We start from the raw sequence: 18,066 nt of genomic DNA, 5'->3' as shown, positions 1-18,066 counted from the left end.
TAGTGGGGCGCGCGGTCCCACGGCAAGGCTCAGCCCGTCCAGGCCGGGTGCCGGGGGTCGTCGGCGCGCACGGCCACGTCCGCGGTCCGCTCCGGCAGCACCTCGCTCGCGTACCGCGCGTAGGCGGGCAGCGTCCACCGCTCGGCGGGGTCGGTACGGCGCTCCAGCGCGGACGGCGACAGCCGCAGATGGACCGTCAGATCGAGCGGCAGGCCCTGGCCGAGCAGCAGCGGGCCGTCGAGCACCAGCACGCCGCCCGGCGGCAGTTGGACGTACTCGGCGCGCGTGGAGCGGTCGGTGGCGGGGTCCCGCAGCGACGGCAGGGCGCGCCCGGTGCCGCCGGGGCCCAGGGGTTCGAGCACCTCCCGGCGCAACGCGCCGGTGTCCAGCCAGAGTTGGTAGTACGCGTCGACGTCCTCGTGGCCGTACTCCAGTCGCACCGAGGCCGGGCGCAGGAAGTCCGTGGCGCGCACCCGCAGCGCGGGGCGGCCGAGGGCGGGCAGCGCGGCGCCGACGGCGTCCGCGAGATCGCCGGTACGGGCGGCGGGGGCGCCGTCCACGGCCATCCGCCACCAGGCGCCCGGCGGCGCGTCCGCGGCGGCGCGCTCCGCCAGCGCCTCGGCCATCCGCGGCCAGGTGATCGGGGTGAGCTGCACACCGGCCATCCTGCCCGACGGGCGGCGCGCCCGGGGAACACGGCCCCCGCCCCCCGAACGGCGGAGGGCACTGCTCCACTCGCGGGACCTGGGCCCGCGGGGCGCATGAACCCGTGCCGGCGGGCAATGTTCGCGGCGAGCACCGGACCCGCCACTCCCCCACACGGTGGAAAAACGCTACAAATCACCCATTTGCCGCTGGGCAGGATCTATTACTTCTTGTGAGCCTGGAAGAACTCATGGTGACCGTCCCCATCACCCAGGAGATAGCCCAATGATCCTGTCCATCTCCGGCGTCGTCCTACTCGGCGTCATCGCGTTCCTGTTCTTCCGCAAGGACGGACTGAAGGCGTCACACGGCCTGGTCTGCTCCCTCTTCGGCTTCTACCTCTCCAGCACGGCCATCGCGCCGAGCATCAAGGCGGGCGGCGCGAGCCTGGCCGGTCTGCTGAGCGGGATCCGGATGTAGCCGCCGACGGGATCCGGCCGCCGCCCGCAGGCGGCCACTCCACCACGGGCCCGGCAGCGGTCGCCCCGCGCCGGGCCCACCAGCTCTCCCGGCACTTCCCGCACACCGAACCACCATGGAGCACCCCGTGGCCAGGCGTCCCCTCCCCTCCATCCTGAGCAGCCGACCTGGACTCGTCCGCGGTCGCGATCTGGCGCGTTCGGCGGCCGACAGCGCCACCGACGTGCTCCACCCCGTCATCACCATCGCCCGGGGCCTGCGCAAGCAGAGCTCCTGGGCGGGCGGCTGGTGGGGCCGTACCCCGAAGGACCGGCGCGGCCCGGCGCTGCTGCTCGCCGCGGCGTCCCTGGTCGTCGTGGTGATGATGCCGTACGGCCCGCTGCTCGCCATCGCCGCGCTGATGGCGTCGGCGGGATGGATGGGCCGCGACCGCACCCCGGTCGCCCCCGCGGGACCCAGCGAGGCCGAGACCGGCAGGCTCCAGTCGGTGTACGAGGCGCTCGTGCCGTATCTGTCCGACCCCGCCGATCCCGCGCCGCTCTACGCGCACGACGGAAGCTGGGACGCCGCGTTCAGCGAGTACGAGTTCCGGCAGGGCCGGCTGGTGCGGCTGCATCTGCGGTACCCGGCGTACTTCACCGACGGCGAGGCGGACTCGCGGGCGCGGGTCGAGCAGCTGCTGCACGCCAAGGCCGGACGGGGGCGGGAGTACCGCTTCGACTGGAACGAGGAGGAGAACCACCTCACCCTCACCGCGCTGCCGCCGCTGCCGACCGACATCGTCGCGCAGCGGTTCGTCACCTCTCCCGGGGAGACGGTGCTCGGCTTCACCGACGCGGGCGCCGTGCAGCGGACCGTGCCCGTGACCGGCGGCGACGGGACCCGGGACGCCCCGCCCGTGGTGTGGCGCACCGGCGCCCGCTCCACCGAGCCGCACCTGCTCGCGCTCGGGCAGCCCGGCACCGGCACCACCAGCCTGCTGCGGTCCATCGCCCTCCAGGCGCTGGCGCACGGTGACGTGGTGGTGGTCGACGGCAGCGGGACCGGCGAGTTCGCCTGCCTGTCGGGGCGGCCCGGCGTGCTCGCGGTGGAGAGCGGTCTCGCCGGGGCCGCCGCCACCCTGGAGTGGGCGGCGAACGAGACCGAGCGGCGGCTGATCGCGGTCAACCGCGCACGGCAGGCGGGCAATCCGGTCGCCGAGGACGTACGCCGTCCGCTGTGGATCCTGGTCGACCGGCCGACCGCGCTGACGCAGCTCGCGCTGGCCGAGGGGCGGCAGGATCCGCAGGCGCTGCTGGACGTGCCGCTGCGGCACGGGCGTACGGCCAATGTGGCGGTCGCCGTGGCCGACCAGCTCGACGCGACGGAGGCGCTGGCACCGCTGGTGATCGCGCAGACCCGGGCGCGGGTCGTCCTGGGACCGCTCGCCCCCGAGCATGTCACCGCGGTGCTGGGCGCTCCGCAGCTCACCACGCCCGCCGCGGACGTCCCCCCGGGCCGCGGCTACGCCCGGCTCGGCACCGGCCCGGTCCTGCGGCTCCAGGTCCCCGCCACCCCCGACCCCTACGACGAGGAGACCTCCGCCCCCCACCGCGAAGCCGTCCTCGCCCTCCTCCCCGGCACCCCCGAAGAACCCGCCACCCCCCCGCTCCCCGAACCGGTGACCCTCCGCAAGGCAGCGGTGGTCCGCACGGTGGCCGACCTAGAACTCAGCTGACCGTCTGCCGACAGCCCGCCGCTGCGGCGGGTCATGGTGCGGGACGACCATCCCGCCCTCCGACCCACCGCAGCCACAAGAACCCGCCGCAACGGCGAGACGCCGTACGGCGCGGCCCGGCGGTGCCGAACCGCCTTCGCCGACATCCCCCGGCGGAGCCGCACCTTCAGGCGACGAAGAGGCCCGAGCCCTCGCCCTCCGCGCCGCCGCCCGAGCGGACGACGTCCGCCGCCTCGGCGAGGCGGGTGACCGCTTCCGTGGCGGCGGGGCCGCTGACGGTGAAGGGGAGGCGGACGTAGGACTCGAAGGCGCCGTCGACGCCGAAGCGGGGTCCTGAGGGGACGCGGACACCGAGCCGCTCACCGGCGACGGCGAGCCGGGAGCCGGAGACGTCCCCGGTCCGCACCCACATCGTCATGCCGCCGCGCGGCACGGTGAACTCCCAGCCGGGGGTACGTTCCCGCAGCGCCGCCACCAGGTCGTCGCGGCACTCCCGGGCCCGTGCCCGCCGCGCGGCCAGCGCCTGCTCCCAGCCGCCGCCCCGCAACAGCCAGGCCACCGCGAGCTGGTCGATCACCGGCGAGCCGAGGTCCAGATAGGCGCGGGCCGACACCAGCCGCCGCACCACGTCGGGGGTGGTGCGAACCCAGCCGATCCGCAGCCCCGCCCACACCGCCTTGCTCGCCGAGCCGACCGTCATCACGGTCCCGCCGCGGTCGAACGCGGCCATCGGCCGGGCCGCCGGCTCCTCGTCGTCCAGCAGGAGTTCGGCCATCGTCTCGTCGGCGACGACGACCGTACCCGCGGCCCTGGCGGCCTCCACCAGATCGCGCCGCTGGTCGTCGCCGACCAGCGTGCCCGTCGGATTGTGGAAGTCCGGCATCACGTACACCATCCGCGGCGCCGCGTCCCGCAGCACCCGCCGCCAGGCGTCCATGTCCCACCCGGCCAGCCCCTCGCGGAGCGCGACCGGCACCAGCCGGGTCCCGGTCTCCCGGAAGAGCTCCAGGACGTTGGCGTAGCTGGGCGACTCCACCGCGACCCGCTCGCCGGGGCCGACCAGCCGCCGGGCCGCGGCGGCGATCGCGCCCATCGCCCCGGTGGTGACCATGATCTGCTCGGGCATGGTCGGCACCCCGCGAGCGGTGTACCGGTCGGCGATCGCCTCCCGCAGCACCGGCAGCCCCGCCGGGAAGTCACCGTGGGTGGCGGCGTACGCGGGCAGCTCGGCGAGCGCCCCCTGCATGGCCCGGCTCAGCCACGGCTCGGGCGCGGGCAGCGACGCGCAGCCCAGGTCGATGGCGGACCCTCCGGCGTCCGGCGGCAGCGGCTCCAGGGTGCGCGAGGGCAGCACGTGCCCGTCGGGGATCGCGGTCCAGCTCCCCGCGCCGCGCCGGGAGCGGGCGAACCCCTCCGCGCGCAGCGCCTCGTACGCCGCGGCGACCGTCGTCCTGCTGACACCGAGCGCCATCGCCAGCTCGCGCTCCGCGGGGAGCCGCGCGGCCACCTGGACCCGGCCCTCCAGCACCAGCAGCCGGATCCCGTCGGCGACTCCGCGGTACGCGGGCAGCTTCCGCCCGCCGCCCGGCTGCGGCCGGGGCGCGAGGAGCCGGGCGAGATGTGCCGCGCTCACTGACGCAGTCCACTGGGACATGGATTCCAGTCCACCTTCCGCAGATTGGCCGTTGAACCGAAGCAGGTACAAGCCACAGGGTGGCATGCGCGCCGACACGTTCGCCAGGGGGTCCCGTTGTTCCCGTATCGCCGCCTCATCCGTCTCTACACCGGACTGACCCTGTATGGCGCCAGTTCGGCGCTGATGATCAGGGCCGGTCTCGGCCTCGACCCCTGGGACGTCTTCCACCAGGGCCTGTCCCGGCTGACCGGGCTGAGCATCGGCGTCGTCTCCATTGTCGTCGGCGCGGCGGTACTGCTGCTCTGGTGGCCCATCCGGCAGCGGCCGGGGCTGGGCACGGTGTCCAACGTGTTCGTCGTGGGACTGGCCATGGACGCCGGACTGGACCTGCTGCCGTACGACGGCCGCCTCGCGGTACGCGTCCCGCTGCTGCTCTCCGGCGTGCTGCTCAACGGCGTGGCCACCGGCCTCTACATCACCGCCCGCTTCGGCCCCGGCCCGCGCGACGGCCTGATGACCGGGCTGCATCGCAGGACCGGCCGCTCGGTCCGGCTGGTCCGGACGGGTATCGAGCTGACGGTACTGGCCGCCGGGTTCGCGCTCGGCGGCTCGGTGGGCGCCGGCACCGTCCTCTACGCCCTGGCCATCGGCCCGCTGGCGCAGTTCTTCCTGCGGGTCTTCGCCATGCCCGAGTCGCCCTCTGACCTGCCGGTCGCCGGGTCTGTGGTGATTCGCCGGGACGCGCCGGAACGCGCTGCCGCGGATACGATTTAGCCGTGAGCGGTGCGGACCGGTAGTGTACGCGGTTGGCCCTGCAGCTTGAGCGTTACTGCACGCAAAAGATATGACAACACCGGGTGACATCTCCGCTCAGATGTGACAAACCGGGCACCGGTGGGTACAAACAGGGGCGGCACGACGGGCGACGCATGTCCCGAAACGGGAATCTTCACCGCCGACCGGACGTTGACCGGATGACGACGACAGCGACACCTGTCCTGTGGGCGACCAAGCCCGGGAGGCACGATTCATGAGTGAGCGAGCTCTCCGCGGCACGCGACTCGGGGCCACCAGCTACGAGACCGACCGCGGTATCGATCTGGCCCCGCGCCAGACCGTTGAGTACGCATGCCGAAACGGCCATCGATTTGAGATGCCGTTCTCGGTTGAGGCCGAGATTCCGCCGGAGTGGGAGTGCCGCGCCTGCGGCCAGACCGCCCTGCTGGTGGACGGAGAGGGCCCGGAGGAGAAGACGACAAAGCCCGCGCGCACGCACTGGGACATGCTCATGGAGCGGCGCACGCTCGAGGAGCTGGAGGAGGTGCTGGCCGAGCGGCTGGCCGTCCTGCGTTCCGGGGCGATGAACATCGCGGTCCATCCGCGAGACAACCGCAAGAGCGCCTGACACCAGGCAACGGGCCCGCGACCAGTCGAGACCAGGCAACGGGCCCCCGACACTTCGCCAGGGGCGGAGCGCTTTCGAGCGCTCCGCCCCTGGCGTGTTCCGGTCCCGCGACCGGCCGTACCGCCGGGCCGTGAGCCGCCCGTACGGCCGGGTCGTACCGCCGGCCCGTGAGCCGGTCGTACCGCTGTCAGCCGCTCAGCCGCGGTCCGGGCCCTGGCCGCGGTCCACGACCTCGCCCTGGATGACCTTGCCGTCGGGCTGGTGGATACGGATCTGCTCGTTCGCGGTGCGCGCCTGCTGGAACAGGTCGCCCACCGAACCGGGATCGGCCGCCGCCAGCCGCCCGCCGACGAACCTGTCCGCGATCCGGCCGACCAGCTTGCGGGTCGGCGGGAAGAGCAGCACCAGGGCCACCGCGTCCGACAGGAAGCCGGGGATCATCAGCAGCAGTCCGCCGAGCATCGCCAGGCCCGTACGCCCGCCGCCGGCGGGAGCCGCCGGTGCGGTGCCATCCCCGGACGCCGGATCCCGCGTGCCCTGCTGCATCGAAGCGGTGAGATTGCGCCACGCACTGCGCCCGGCCCGCTTCACCGCGGCGGCTCCCAACACCAGGCCGGCCAGGAGCAGCAGCAGTACGGTGAAGCCGCTGGTGGCGTCCGCGACCACCGTCATCAGCCAGATCTCCAGCACCGCCCACGCCGCGACCACCAGCGGCAGCACGGTGCGGGCGCGCGAGCGACGCTGCTGCCGCACGGGCTGCGGGCGGACGGGGGGCGGGGTACTCGTCGTCATACGGTCAAGTGTGCCAAAGACCGGGTAAAGCCCGGATCTGAACGGCGGCGCGGCCGCTCGTCAGCGCGCGGACGACGCCGGGGCCGGCTCCGGGGCCGCATCACGGGCCGGGTCGTCGACCGTCGGGTGGCCGCCCTCGGCGTGGGCGCGGCGGAGGTCCCGCAGATACTCCCGGGAGAACATCGCCGACAGGATCGCGATCCCGCCGCGGTGCACCCGGATCTCGCTGTCGGTCGCGGTGCCGACCAGCCGCACCCGGCGCTTGCCCGGCTCCTCACCCGCCCCCTGGCCGTCCTTGACCCTGCCCTTGGCCGTCCAGCGCAGGTCCCAGTGGTCGACTGCCGTGTCGTCGGCGACCAGCACCTTGAGCAGCGCGTGCCGCAGGTCGAGCCGGATCTCCACGTCGTCGGGGATCTCCGGCGAGCGCAGGTCGAGGACGACGCAGCCGCTGCGGGCGCGTACCTCCACGAGGTCCGCGCGGGTCCAGTGCCCGAACCGCTTGGTCACGGCGTGGTCGACGTGGACGCGCTCCGTGGCGGCCCGGCCGGTGGTCTCGATCTCTTCTGACGTCGTCCTGGTGGTGTGCGTCGCGGTGTGCATCTCGGTGCCGGTCCTTTCCGAACCCTCGCGGTGTCGCTCGTCGATGTCGCCGCCGACTCGCTGTCGACCCGTTGTCGATGACTCGATAGTTGCACTGCAACTAGTTCTGCGTCAACTAGTAATTTTGGGAGTAGTATGCGGTCCATGACCACACTCCCCCGCAGCTCCCCGCTCGGCCTGACCGTGCTGGCCCTGCTGCAGTACAAGCCGCTGCACCCGTACGGCATCCAGCGGCTCATCAAGCAGTGGGGCAAGGACCAGGTCGTCAACGTCGGGCAGCGCGCGAGCCTGTACCGGACCATCGAGCGGCTGCTCGCCGCCGGACTGATCGCCGTCCGCGAGACCGGCCGCGACCAGCAGTACCCGGAGCGGACGGTGTACGAGATCACCGACGCGGGACGGGAGACCGCCAGGACCTGGCTGCTGGAGATGCTGGAACAGCCCAAGCAGGAGTTCCCGCAGTTCCCCGCGGCGCTGTCCCATCTGCTGCTGCTGACCCCGCGGGAGATCACCGACGCGCTTCAGCGGCGGGCGGGGCTGCTGGAGGGCGAGCTGAAGGACCTGGAGTCGGCGCTGTCCGGTGAGGCGGCGGAGGGGCTGCCGCGGATCACCATGCTGGAGTCCGAGTACCTGCGCGCGGTGACCGCCGCCGAGCTGGACTGGGTCCGCGCGGTCTCCGACGACCTGCGCACCGGCAGGCTGGCCTGGTCGACGTCGGAGCTGATGGCGCTCGCCGGGGAGCAGGAGCCCGCGGCCGACGGGTGAAGGGCCCCGGTCGCGGGCCGGTGAACTGGACTGGGGCCGCGGCGGGACGACACGATGTGCCGCGTGAACGAGACACCCGGGCCGGACGGCCGTGAAGAGTCCCTGGCGGAGCGGCTGGCCAGGATCGAGACACTGCTCACGCCCGCCCGCGACGAGCTGTCACACGCCGAGCGGAGCTTGGAGCCCGCCTGGCGCCGGGTGACCCGCGGGGAGCCGCGCTGGGCCTCCACCGGCGCGGTGGTCACGGTGGTGGCCTTCCAGTTCCTGCTGCCGCACCGGCTGTCCGTCCAGCCGCGCTGGCTGATGCCGGTGGTGGAACTGCTCCTGCTGGCGGCGCTGGTCGCGGGCAACCCGCACCGCATCGAGCGCCGCTCCGGCGGCTACCGGGCCCTCGGGCTGGTCCTCACCCTCGCGATCGGCGTCGCGAACGGCTACTCGGCGGCCCGGCTGGTGGTCGGGCTGGTCCGCGGCACCGAGCCGGCCCCCGCCGCCACCCTGCTGCTGACCGGCGGCGCCATCTGGCTGATCAATGTGGTGATCTTCGGGCTGCTCTACTGGGAGCTGGACCGCGGCGGTCCGGCGGCGCGCGCCCAGGGGGAGCGCGATGTGCCGGACTTCCTCTTCGTACAGATGCAGTCGCCCGAGCTGGCTCCCCCGCACTGGGAGCCCGCGTACCTCGACTACTTCTACCTGTCCTTCACCAACTCCACGGCCTTCAGCCCCACCGACGTGATGCCGGTGACGCGGTGGGCGAAGATGCTGATGCTGCTGCAGTCCGTGGTCTCGCTGATGACCGTGGTGCTGGTGGTGGCCAGGGCCGTGAACATCCTCAAGTGAGCTTGCCCGGCGCCGAGTCGGCGGTGTGCTCCGGGGTGCGGGCCGCGGCGTCGCTCTGCGGAGGGGCCGCCGGGCGGTCGGCTGCCGCCGCCCCGGGGCGGTTGTCGCCGCGCGCCGCGCCGCGGCCGACGAGCTTGCTCGCGCGGGCGCCGACGCCCCACGCGGTGACCCGCCACAGCGCCTCGACGACGATGTTGCGGCTCATCTTGCTGTCACCGCGCTCGCGTTCGACGAAGGTGATGGGCACCTCGACGACATGGAAACCGGCCTTGACGGCACGCCACGCCAGGTCGACCTGGAAGCAGTAGCCCGCCGAGGCGACCTCGGCCATCCCCAGGCCCTCCAGGGTCTCCTTGCGGAAGGCCCGGTAGCCGCCGGTGACATCGCGGATCGGCACGTCGAGCAGCAGGCGGGAGTACGTGCTGCCGCCGCGCGAGAGGTACTCCCGGGACTTCGGCCAGTTGACGACCCGTCCGCCGGGGATCCAGCGCGAGCCGAGCACCAGGTCCGCGCCCTTGAGGGCGTGCAGCAGCCGGGGCAGTTCCTCGGGCTGGTGCGAGCCGTCCGCGTCCATCTCCACCAGGACGCCGAAGTCGTGGTCGATGCCCCACTGGAAACCGGCCAGGTAGGCGGCCCCGAGGCCCTCTTTGCCCTTGCGGTGCAGCACCTGCACCTGCTCGTCGGCCGCGGCCAGCTCGTCCGCCAGCTTGCCCGTGCCGTCGGGGCTGTTGTCGTCGGCCACCAGGATGTGCGCCTCGGGCACCGAGGCGCGGACCCGCTCAACGATCGGCTGGATGTTCTCGGCCTCGTTGTAGGTCGGGATGATGACCAGGACCTTGCCGAGCGGCCCGAAACTCCGCTGCTCGCCGTCGTTCACTACTGCCCCTTATTCGCCATGCGTGTGCGGTCGCGCCTGCCGAGCGCGAAGGCGGCCGCACAGGACAAGAGCCCCACCATAGCGAGAGTCCACTCCGGAACCGTACCGACGCGGTCGGCGACGGTGATCTCGTCACGCAGCGGGATGTCCGCACTCAGCACCTGCTGGGTGAATTCCTTGCTGCGCTGCTCGATCTTGCCATTGGGAGCGACGATCGCGCTGATCCCGCTGGTGGCGGCGGTGACGACGGCGCGGCCGTGCTCGACGGCGCGCAGCTTGGACATCGCGAGCTGCTGCTCGGGCTGGCCGGTACGGCCGTACGTCGCGTTGTTGGTCTGTACGACGATGGCGCGGGCGCCCGCGTTGACGGTGTCGCGCACGATGCTGTCGTAGGCGACCTCGAAGCAGATCACGTCGCCGAGGCGGGCGGGGCCGATCTGCAGCACTCCGGTGCCCTTGCCGTGGTAGAAGTCGCGCGGGATCTCGTCGAGCCGGCTGATCACCTTGGTGAGTTCCTTGCGGAACGGCACGTACTCGCCGAACGGCACCGGGTGCTGCTTGGTGTAGTGCGCGCCCGGGCCGGTCTGCGGGTCCCAGACGATGCCCTCGTTCTGCACGTGGGTGGCGTCCGGGCCGTCGACGAGGGCGCCGACCAGGACCGGCACGCCGACCGCCTGCACGGCGGAGGTGATCTTGTCGTACGCGGCGGGGTTCGAGAACGGGTCGAGATCGGAGGAGTTCTCCGGCCAGAGCACCAGATCCGGCTTGGGCACCCGGCCCGCCCTGATGTCGGCGGCGAGCTTCAGGGTGGCCTGGACGTGGTTGTCCAGGATCATCATCGGGCGGCCGAGGAAGTGCAGCCCCGGCTGCTGGACGTTGCCCTGGACGACGGCGATCTTGACGTGGTCGGTGGCGTTGGTGTGCACCGGGACCAGCAGGCCGGAGCCGAGCACGGCGGCGGACAGCAGCAGTGCCCCGGCGCCGGGCAGCGCGCCGCGCAGGTCCCGGGGGGCGGTGCGCAGCCGGGCCGCGGCGACGGCCGCGGCGGCGAGGAGGGTGCCGCTGAGGGCCACCGCGAAGGTGACGAGCGGGGCGCCGCCGAGGGCGGCGAGCGGGGTGAAGGGCGAGCCGGTGTTGGCGAAGGCCAGCCGCCCCCACGGGAAGCCGCCGAACGGCAGCCGGTCGCGGGCCAGCTCCTCGGTGACCCACAGGGCGGCCGCCCACAGCGGCCACAGGGGCAGCCGCCGGGTCACCACCAGCGCGGCGCCCAGGGCGGCCAGGAAGGCCGCCTCGGCGACCGACAGGCCGATCACCGCGTCCCAGCCGACCACGTCGAGCCAGGAGAGCAGCCACATGAAGAACGGCACCCCGAAGGCGAAGCCCAGCCAGGCGCCCTGCCGGACGGTACGGCCGCGCATCAGCAGCGACAGCGCCGCCACCCCGACGATCGACATCGGCCACACGTCGTACGGCGGGAACGCCAGGTTCAGCGCCGCCCCGCTCAGCGCGGCCACCGCCGTACTGGGCGCGGACCGCCGGGCCAGCGCGGCGAACCGCTTCCGCCGCGACGCACGCGGCGCGGACGCCTCGGGCTCGGACTCGGGCTCGGGCGTCGTCGGCGCGGTCACTGAGCCGTTCGCGGCCGCCCGCCCGGTGTCGGGCTGCGGCTCCTCGACAAGCTCTGCCGCGTCCGCCGCGGGGGCGGTGTCGGGTCGCGTGCGCACGTCGCGGCCTTCCTGCAGGTGGAGAGGTGGTGAAGGTGACCGTACCTCCTGATGGCCCCCAAGCGGGCCCCGGGTACGCAAAGCCTCCCCCTCCCCCGAAAACCGGACGACACCTGCGGAACGCGGCCGGGACGCGCTTGGGGCCGACGGGACGGTCCCCCAGGCTGCGGAACGGGCCCGGATGCCCATCGGCCCGACGGGACTCTCCCCCAGACTCCGTCCGGGGGCACCCCCAGGCTGCGGATCGGCAGGAGCTGCGGAACGGGCCCGACGCGCTTCGGGCCGACGGGACGGTCCCCCAGGCTGCGGAACGGGCCCAGATGCCCTTCGGCCCGACAGGACTCTCCCCCAGACTCCGTCCGGGGGCACCCCCAGGCTGCGGATCGGCAGGAGCTGCGGAACGGGCCCGGATGCCCATCGGCCCGACGGGACTCTCCCCCAGACTCCGTCCGGGGGCACCCCCAGGCTGCGGATCGGCAGGAGCTGCGGAACGGGCCCGGATGCCCTTCGGGCCGACCTGGGACTCGCTGGCTGCGGGTCGGTACCAAGGCCGTTGTCTACTGGGCGTCCGGGCCCTTCCCGGGTCACACCTGCCGACCGGGCGGCACTCGCCCTCTGCTGAGGGGCCCACTGGCGAGCCGCGTTCCGCGCCGCTGACGCTGGACCTGGCTGCCAGTGGCGGCGTGCACGTGCGGCGCGACACCCCATGGCCCAGCGGCGGTCGACAGAACCGCGGAGGGCCCCCGGTCCGACGTCCTGTGGTGGACTTGGCCGAACCTACTCGCCTCGGGCTATCGGCTGTCAACACCCCTGTGACCTGCGGGGTTTCGTCAAATCAGCAGGTCAGTGCCGACCGGGGCGCGGCGCCCCGACACGCCGTGACGGGGTGAGGCCGCACCGTTCGGGCGCATGGCGGAAGCGGTGGCTCACCCGTTCGGCCGCGCGTGGACCGTACGGCCGTCGACGACGGTGCGCAGGGCGGTCGGGAGGGGGCGGCCGGGGGTGAGATCGGGCAGGCCAGGGGTGCCGGAGCGGGGGTCGGTCGACCAGTTGGCGACGCGTTCGTCGGGGGCCTGTACGACCAGGTCACCGCCGGTCCAGACGGCGTAGTGGGCGGGGGCGCCGGGCACCAGCACGCCCGCGTCGTCGCGGCCCACCGCGCGCCAGCCGCCGCGGGTGTGGGCGTTGAAGGCGGCGCGGGCGGAGATCCGGTGCTCGGGGGTGCGGTGGAAGGCGGCGGCGCGGACCGCGCCCCACGGGTCGAGCGGGGTGACGGGGCTGTCGGAGCCGAGGACCAGCGGCACCCCGGCGCGCGTCATGGCCGCGTAGGGGTTGAGGGACGCGGCCCGCTCGGCGCCGAGGCGGCGGGCGTACATGCCCTCCGAGCCGCCCCAGGCGGCGTCGAAGGCGGGCTGCACCGAGGCGACCAGCCCGAACTCGGCGAAGGCCGCGATGGTGGCGGCCGTCATCAGCTCGGCGTGCTCGACGCGGTGCCGCAGCGCCCGTACGCGTTCCACGCCGGTCGCGGCGGCGGCCGCGCGCGCACCCTCGACGACGGTGCTGATCGCGGCGTCGCCGATGGCGTGGAAGCCCGCCTGCACGCCGTGCTCGGTGCACAGGGTCAGGTGGCGGGCCACGGTCTCTGCGTCGAGGTGGGCGACGCCGGAGTGCGGGGCGTCGTCGTAGGGCGCGTGCAGGCAGGCGGTGTGGGAGCCGAGCGAGCCGTCCACGAAGAGGTCACCGCCGGCGCCGGTCGCGCCGAGGGCCAGGATGCGGTCGAGGTCGGCGGCGCTGCGCGCGGCCTCCGCCCAGTAGCCGAAGACCCGGGGGCCGGGTTCGGCCGCGGCGAGCGCCAGCAGCCCGGTGAGGTCGTCCTCGGAGGAGATCTCGGGGCCCCCGCACTCGTGCAGCGCGCCGATGCCGCGCGAGGCGGCGTGCCGCAGCGCGGTCCGCTGCGCGTCGGCCCGCTGCCCGGGCGTGACGGCGGCGTAGGCGGCGCGCCGCGCCGCGTGGTGCGCGTCGCGGGTCAGCGGCCCCGCCGGGTCGTAGCCGGGCTCGCCCGCGACCCCGGGCACCAGCTCCAGCAGCGCGCTGCTGACGACGGCGGAGTGCACGTCGGTACGGGTCAGGTAGAGCGGCCTGCCGCCGGTCGCCGCGTCCAGCTCGGCACGGCTGGGCGCGCGCCGCTCGGGCCAGCGCGTCTCGTCCCAGCCGTGGCCGAGCAGCACCCGGTCGCCCGGGTGGGCCGCGGCGTGCGCGGCGGTACGGTCCAGCGCCTCGGCCAGGCTCGCCGCGTCGCTCAGGTCGAGCCCGGTGAGGGCGAGACCGGTGGCGGTGGTGTGCACATGGGCGTCGGTGAAGGCGGGGGTGACCAGCGCCCCGTCGAGCTGCACGACCGTGTCCACACCGTCGGCGAAGGAGTCCGCGGCCCCTTCCGAGCCCACCCAGGCGACGGTGCCGCCGTCGACGACCATCGCGGTGGCGAAGGGGTCGGCGGGGCTGTAGACGGTGCCGCCGCGCAGCAGCACGGTGCCGGTGGCCGCCTCGACACCGGTGTCGGCGTGGTCCGGGCGGAGGGAGGCGAGGGGGCGCGCCCCGGAGGAATGGTGCATGGGGAACAGTCTCTCCCCCGGCGTACCGCTCAGACGCGCGGGGGCCTGGCCTCGTACGCCGTGGAGAGCACCACCGTGGTGCGGGTGGAGACGCCGGCCAGGGTGCGGATCCGGGTCAGCAGGTGCTCCAGCTCGATGGGCGTGGCGCAGCGCACCTTGAGGATGTAGTTCTCGTCGCCCGCCACGCTGTGGCACGCCTCGATCTCGGGGACCTCGGCGAGCCGGTCCGCGATGTCGTCGGGTGCGCTGGGGTCGAACGGCTTGACGGAGATGAACGCCGTCAGCGACAGACCCACCGCCTCGGGGTCGACGATCGCGGCGTAGCCGCGGATCACGCCGCGCTGTTCGAGCCTGCGCACACGCTGGTGCACCGCCGAGGTCGACAGGCCGGTGGCCTTGCCCAGGTCGGTGTAGCTCATCCGCCCATCGGCGACGAGAAGTTCCACGATGTGCCGGTCCAGCTCCTCCACAGCCGATGACCTTACCCTGCGTGACGCGGCCGTGTGACGTGTGAAGACGCACGGTTTGGTTACGCCTTGAGCAGCCGCTCCAGATAGGCGTTGCGGAAGGTGCCGTCCGGGTCGGTCTCGGCGGCCAGCGCCTGGAAGTCCGCCATTCGGGGGTACGCGGCGCGGACCCGGGCGGGCGCGAGGGTGAAGACCTTGCCCCAGTGCGGCCGGGCGCCGAGCGGCGCGAGCCGCTCCTCCATCAGCCGGAGCACGGGCAGCACCGCGGCGGTGTCCGGCACCCAGGTGAAGTGCAGCGCGAGGGTGCCGTGCCCGTACGCCGGGCTCAGCCAGAGCCGGTCGGCGGCCACGGTGCGCACCTCGCAGATCTGCAGCACCGGCGCGACGGCCGCGCGCAGCTCCGCGAGGGCGTGCAGCGCGGCGGACGCGTGCGCGCGGGGCAGCAGGTACTCCGACTGCAACTCCGCGCCGTTGCTGGGGGTGAACTCCGGCCGGAAGTGCGGCAGCCGCTCATGCCAGGGCCCTTCACTGCCCTCCTGGGCGGTGCAGTGCACGGGGTCCATGCCCGGTACGGGGTGCATCGGGCCGGTGGCCGGCGCCGCCCACGGGAAGTCGGGCGCGGGCGCCGTCGCGAGCTGCTTGAGCCACACCTGGGTGAAGCGCGGCGCCTGCCAGTCGGTGAACAGGCTGACGCTGTACGCGGCCCCGGTGATCGCGTCGAAGTGCGCGTCCAGGTCGGCCAGTTCGAGGCCGGTGAAGACGTGCTGGCGTACGGCGAAGTCGGGCAGCAGGTCCAGGGTGAGGGTGGTGACCACGCCGAGCGCGCCGAGCGCCACCACCGCGCCGTCGAAGCGGTCGCCGTCGGTGTCGCGGCCGAGGGCGCGCAGTTCGCCGTCGGCGGTGACCAGTTCGAGGGCGCGGACGGAGGTGGCCAGGCCGCCGTTGGCGTCGCCGGAGCCGTGGGTGCCGGTGGAGACCGAGCCCGCCACCGAAATGTGCGGCAGCGAGGCCATGTTGGGCAGCGCGAAGCCCTGCGCGTGCAGCCGGGCGGCGAGTTCGGCGTACCGCACCCCGGCGGCCACCCGGACCGTGCGCGCGGCGCTGTCGACGGTGATCTCGGGCGGCATCGCGGTCAGTTCGACGAGGGTGCCGTCGGTGTCGGCGAGGGTGTTGAACGAGTGGCCGCTGCCCAGCGCGCGCACCCGGCGGCCGGCCGCCACGAGCGCCCGCAGCTCCCCGAGAGTGGCCGGGCGGTGGACGCGCTCCGCCGAGAAGGTGATGTTCCCCGCCCAGTTGGTACGCATCCCGGTGAGCCGCTTTCCTCGGTCGGCGGACCCGCCTGGCCTCGCCTGTTCGCACCTTATCCGCCGCCGGGGGCAAGCCGCCGCACGGGGGCGCAGGGGGGTGCGCGGGCGCACTCCAGGGGCGCACGCTCCGGTTCCCGAAAGGAGTGTGACGAAGGCCACACCGTACGCACCCGTAACCACTCCGTGACGTGATTACCCGCGTAGCGCGGCGGGAATTGCTCGCTATGGCCGAGGGAGTGAAGCCCGGCCGGCCCGGCAAGAGGGCAATCCGTCCAACGGGGGAGACGCGTGATGCGTAACCATGTGCGCCACAGCCGCAGCGATCGTTCGCAGCCGGCTTTCGAGGAGGGGCACGAACGCGAGTTCGTGCTCGCCGTCCTGCCCGAGCTGGAGGACGAGGACGCGGCTGACGCCGAGGACGCCGACGAGGCGTTCGAGGACGAGCTGCGCGAGGTCGTCCGGCTCTCCTGCCCCGACTGCGCCCGGCCGATCTCGGTCTTCGCGGACGAGACCTCGCTTCCGGAGCACGCCCTGTGCGCCAGCCCCTGGAACCCGTTCGGCCTGACCGTCTGCGGCGGCTCCGGCCGCCCGGTGGACGAGGCCCGGCCGGTCGACGGCTTCGCGACCGGCGGCGGCGAGCAGGAGCTGGCCTCGCTGCTGACGCTGCCCGACGGCCTCGACTGGCGCACCCAGCCGTTCTCGCACGTGGGCGGGCCCGGCTCGCGTCCGCTGCGGGTCCCGGTCCCGCGCGAGCTGGAGACGGCGCCGATCGAGAGCGCCCCGCGCACCTCGCCCCGCCGCCGCCCGGCGCACCGCGTGGCGGCCTGACCGCCCACGCTCCCCCGGCGCGGTACACCGCGCCCCCTGTGACGTCCGGCAGGCCGGCGCCGCGCTCTCGGCAGGGCGCGGCGCGGCCGTCGGTGCGGCCCTGGCTGCCCTACAGGTGCGGCCGGGCAGCCATGACGCGGTCAGCCCCTGGTCTCCGGGCCCGCGAGATGGCGGGCGATGACCATGCGCTGGATCTGGTTGGTGCCCTCGACGATCTGCAGCACCTTCGCCTCGCGCATGTACCGCTCCACCGGGAAGTCCGCGGTGTAGCCGTAGCCGCCGAGCAGCTGGACGGCGTCCGTGGTCACCTGCATCGCGGTGTCGGTGCAGAACAGCTTGGCCATCGCGGCCTGCCGGGCGAAGTCCTGTCCGGCGTCCCGCAGCCGGGCCGCCGCCAGATAGAGCGCGCGGCCCGCCTCGATCCTGGTCGCCATGTCGGCGATCATGAAGCGCAGGCCCTGGAAGTCGGCCAGCGGCCGGTCGAACTGCCGCCGCTCCAGCACGTATCCGAGCCCCGCGTCCAGCGCGGCCTGTGCCAGGCCGATGGCGCAGGCGGCGATACCGAGGCGGCCCGAGTCCAGGGCGGCCAGCGCGATCGTGAAGCCCTGGCCCTCGTCGCCGATCCGGCGGCTGTCGGGGATCCGCACCCCGTCGAAGTGCACCTGCGCGGTCGGCGAGCCGTTCATGCCCATCTTCCGCTCGGGCACCGCCCCGCCCACCCCGGGCGCGTCGCCCGGCACCAGGTAGGCCGAGATGCCGCGCGCGCCCTCGCCGCCGCTGCGGGCCAGCACCGTGTAGAAGTCGGCGACACCGCCGTGGGTGATCCACGCCTTGGTGCCGTCGATGGTCCACTCGTCGCCGTCGCGGACGGCGCGGGTGCGCAGCGCCGCCGCGTCGGAGCCCGCGGCGGGCTCGGACAGGCAGTAGGCGCCCAGCAGGCCGCCGCCCAGCATCTCGGGCAGGTGCTCCTTGCGCTGCTCCGTGCTGCCGAAGTGGGCGAGCGCGTGGCAGGCGAGGGTGTGGACGCTGACGCCCAGGCCGATGGTGAGCCGCGCGGCGGCGAGCTCTTCCAGGACCTGGAGGTAGACCTCGTACGGCTGTCCGCCGCCGCCGAACTCCTCCGGGTAGGGCAGACCGAGCAGGCCGGTCTCGCCGATCAGGGCGAAGGTCTCCCGCGGGAAGTGCCCAGCGTCCTCCTCGGCGGCCGCGACGGGGGCGATCTCCCGCTGGGCCAGGTCCCGGGTGAGGGCGAGCAGGTCGCGCGCCTCCTCGGTCGGCAGGTGGCGGACGACCGGTTGTGGGCCGTGCTGCGGCATCGCGGCACTCCTCCCTGTCGGGGGCGTCGGCGGCGCGCCGTGGGTGAGGCGGTCCGTC

The 18,066-nt window shown here is 74.0% G+C and carries 17 protein-coding genes; 7 read left to right on the top strand and 10 right to left on the bottom strand.

Translation table 11 applies throughout. From position 1 onward, the window contains the following. Positions 1-29: 29 nt before the first annotated feature. Positions 30-656, bottom strand: coding sequence for a uridine kinase (locus tag AB0M29_RS31740; RefSeq protein ID WP_365388917.1), 627 nt, complete (start codon positions 654-656; stop codon positions 30-32). A gap of 274 nt (positions 657-930) precedes the next feature. Between AB0M29_RS31740 and AB0M29_RS31735 the strand changes: the two genes are divergently transcribed. Next, positions 931-1,125: a hypothetical protein gene (locus AB0M29_RS31735; RefSeq protein ID WP_365388915.1), complete on the top strand. Its 195-nt coding sequence runs from the start codon at positions 931-933 to the stop codon at positions 1,123-1,125. 127 nt (positions 1,126-1,252) lie between these two features. Then, positions 1,253-2,842: a hypothetical protein gene (locus AB0M29_RS31730; protein WP_365388914.1), complete on the top strand. Its 1,590-nt coding sequence runs from the start codon at positions 1,253-1,255 to the stop codon at positions 2,840-2,842. A 166-nt stretch (positions 2,843-3,008) separates the two neighbouring features. On the opposite strand, the gene AB0M29_RS31725 is transcribed toward AB0M29_RS31730, so the two are convergent. Then, positions 3,009-4,496 carry a PLP-dependent aminotransferase family protein gene (locus AB0M29_RS31725; protein WP_365388911.1) on the bottom strand — a complete coding sequence of 496 codons (1,488 nt, stop codon included), beginning with the start codon at positions 4,494-4,496 and terminating at the stop codon, positions 3,009-3,011. A gap of 96 nt (positions 4,497-4,592) precedes the next feature. Between AB0M29_RS31725 and AB0M29_RS31720 the strand changes: the two genes are divergently transcribed. Then, positions 4,593-5,252, top strand: coding sequence for a hypothetical protein (locus AB0M29_RS31720; RefSeq protein ID WP_365388909.1), 660 nt, complete (start codon positions 4,593-4,595; stop codon positions 5,250-5,252). A gap of 256 nt (positions 5,253-5,508) precedes the next feature. Further along, entirely contained in the window at positions 5,509-5,883 is a 375-nt protein-coding gene (locus AB0M29_RS31715) for an RNA polymerase-binding protein RbpA (protein WP_093713023.1), read from the top strand. A 195-nt stretch (positions 5,884-6,078) separates the two neighbouring features. On the opposite strand, the gene fxsA is transcribed toward AB0M29_RS31715, so the two are convergent. Together fxsA and AB0M29_RS31705 are read right to left on the bottom strand one after the other, a co-directional pair. Next, entirely contained in the window at positions 6,079-6,675 is a 597-nt protein-coding gene (gene fxsA / locus AB0M29_RS31710) for an FxsA family membrane protein (RefSeq protein WP_365388906.1), read from the bottom strand. A gap of 60 nt (positions 6,676-6,735) precedes the next feature. Then, the gene (locus AB0M29_RS31705) at positions 6,736-7,275 is read right to left on the bottom strand and encodes a hypothetical protein (RefSeq protein ID WP_365388904.1); all 540 of its coding nucleotides are present in this window, start codon (positions 7,273-7,275) and stop codon (positions 6,736-6,738) included. A 144-nt stretch (positions 7,276-7,419) separates the two neighbouring features. Between AB0M29_RS31705 and AB0M29_RS31700 the strand changes: the two genes are divergently transcribed. Next, positions 7,420-8,040 (top strand): PadR family transcriptional regulator, encoded by a 621-nt coding sequence (locus tag AB0M29_RS31700; protein WP_365388902.1) that lies wholly within the window; start codon positions 7,420-7,422, stop codon positions 8,038-8,040. Between the two features lie 63 nt (positions 8,041-8,103). Next, positions 8,104-8,877, top strand: coding sequence for a hypothetical protein (locus AB0M29_RS31695; protein ID WP_365388900.1), 774 nt, complete (start codon positions 8,104-8,106; stop codon positions 8,875-8,877). Here the strand turns inward: AB0M29_RS31695 and AB0M29_RS31690 are convergent. The 5 genes from AB0M29_RS31690 to AB0M29_RS31670 form a co-directional block, all read right to left on the bottom strand. Next, on the bottom strand, positions 8,870-9,754 hold the full coding sequence (locus AB0M29_RS31690) for a polyprenol monophosphomannose synthase (protein ID WP_365388899.1): 885 nt from the start codon (positions 9,752-9,754) through the stop codon (positions 8,870-8,872). The genes AB0M29_RS31695 and AB0M29_RS31690 overlap by 8 nt on opposite strands. After that, a complete protein-coding gene (gene lnt / locus AB0M29_RS31685) occupies positions 9,754-11,382 on the bottom strand; it encodes an apolipoprotein N-acyltransferase (RefSeq protein WP_365388955.1) in 1,629 nt (542 codons plus the stop codon). The genes AB0M29_RS31690 and lnt overlap by 1 nt, the downstream gene beginning before the upstream one ends. A gap of 1,022 nt (positions 11,383-12,404) precedes the next feature. Next, complete coding sequence (locus AB0M29_RS31680) at positions 12,405-13,952, bottom strand: amidohydrolase (RefSeq protein WP_365388954.1); 1,548 nt, start codon at positions 13,950-13,952, stop codon at positions 12,405-12,407. A gap of 167 nt (positions 13,953-14,119) precedes the next feature. After that, positions 14,120-14,560, bottom strand: coding sequence for an Lrp/AsnC family transcriptional regulator (locus AB0M29_RS31675; protein ID WP_365388897.1), 441 nt, complete (start codon positions 14,558-14,560; stop codon positions 14,120-14,122). 59 nt (positions 14,561-14,619) lie between these two features. Next, entirely contained in the window at positions 14,620-15,861 is a 1,242-nt protein-coding gene (locus AB0M29_RS31670) for an FAD-binding protein (RefSeq protein WP_365388895.1), read from the bottom strand. A 294-nt stretch (positions 15,862-16,155) separates the two neighbouring features. On the opposite strand from AB0M29_RS31670, the gene AB0M29_RS31665 reads away from it, so the two are divergent. Then, positions 16,156-16,692: a hypothetical protein gene (locus AB0M29_RS31665; protein ID WP_365388893.1), complete on the top strand. Its 537-nt coding sequence runs from the start codon at positions 16,156-16,158 to the stop codon at positions 16,690-16,692. A gap of 140 nt (positions 16,693-16,832) precedes the next feature. On the opposite strand, the gene AB0M29_RS31660 is transcribed toward AB0M29_RS31665, so the two are convergent. Further along, on the bottom strand, positions 16,833-18,008 hold the full coding sequence (locus tag AB0M29_RS31660; RefSeq protein WP_365388891.1) for an acyl-CoA dehydrogenase family protein: 1,176 nt from the start codon (positions 18,006-18,008) through the stop codon (positions 16,833-16,835). Positions 18,009-18,066 lie beyond the last annotated feature (58 nt).

Source organism: Streptomyces sp. NPDC051976, assembly GCF_040680795.1.
Taxonomy (GTDB): domain Bacteria; phylum Actinomycetota; class Actinomycetes; order Streptomycetales; family Streptomycetaceae; genus Actinacidiphila.
Note: the sequence above shows the minus strand (reverse complement) of the source record. Positions and strands in the feature narration are given on the sequence as shown.

Excerpts from the sequence above, each read along its gene's own strand:
- AB0M29_RS31735 (WP_365388915.1), top strand. The coding sequence starts at position 931 with ATGATCCTGTCCATCTCCGGCGTCGTCCTACTCGGCGTCATCGCGTTC.
- AB0M29_RS31725 (WP_365388911.1), bottom strand. The coding sequence starts at position 4,496 with ATGTCCCAGTGGACTGCGTCAGTGAGCGCGGCACATCTCGCCCGGCTC.
- AB0M29_RS31715 (WP_093713023.1), top strand. The coding sequence starts at position 5,509 with ATGAGTGAGCGAGCTCTCCGCGGCACGCGACTCGGGGCCACCAGCTAC.
- fxsA (WP_365388906.1), bottom strand. The coding sequence starts at position 6,675 with ATGACGACGAGTACCCCGCCCCCCGTCCGCCCGCAGCCCGTGCGGCAG.
- AB0M29_RS31705 (WP_365388904.1), bottom strand. The coding sequence starts at position 7,275 with ATGCACACCGCGACGCACACCACCAGGACGACGTCAGAAGAGATCGAG.
- AB0M29_RS31700 (WP_365388902.1), top strand. The coding sequence starts at position 7,420 with ATGACCACACTCCCCCGCAGCTCCCCGCTCGGCCTGACCGTGCTGGCC.
- AB0M29_RS31680 (WP_365388954.1), bottom strand. The coding sequence starts at position 13,952 with ATGGTCGTCGACGGCGGCACCGTCGCCTGGGTGGGCTCGGAAGGGGCC.
- AB0M29_RS31670 (WP_365388895.1), bottom strand. The coding sequence starts at position 15,861 with ATGCGTACCAACTGGGCGGGGAACATCACCTTCTCGGCGGAGCGCGTC.
- AB0M29_RS31665 (WP_365388893.1), top strand. The coding sequence starts at position 16,156 with ATGCGTAACCATGTGCGCCACAGCCGCAGCGATCGTTCGCAGCCGGCT.
- AB0M29_RS31660 (WP_365388891.1), bottom strand. The coding sequence starts at position 18,008 with ATGCCGCAGCACGGCCCACAACCGGTCGTCCGCCACCTGCCGACCGAG.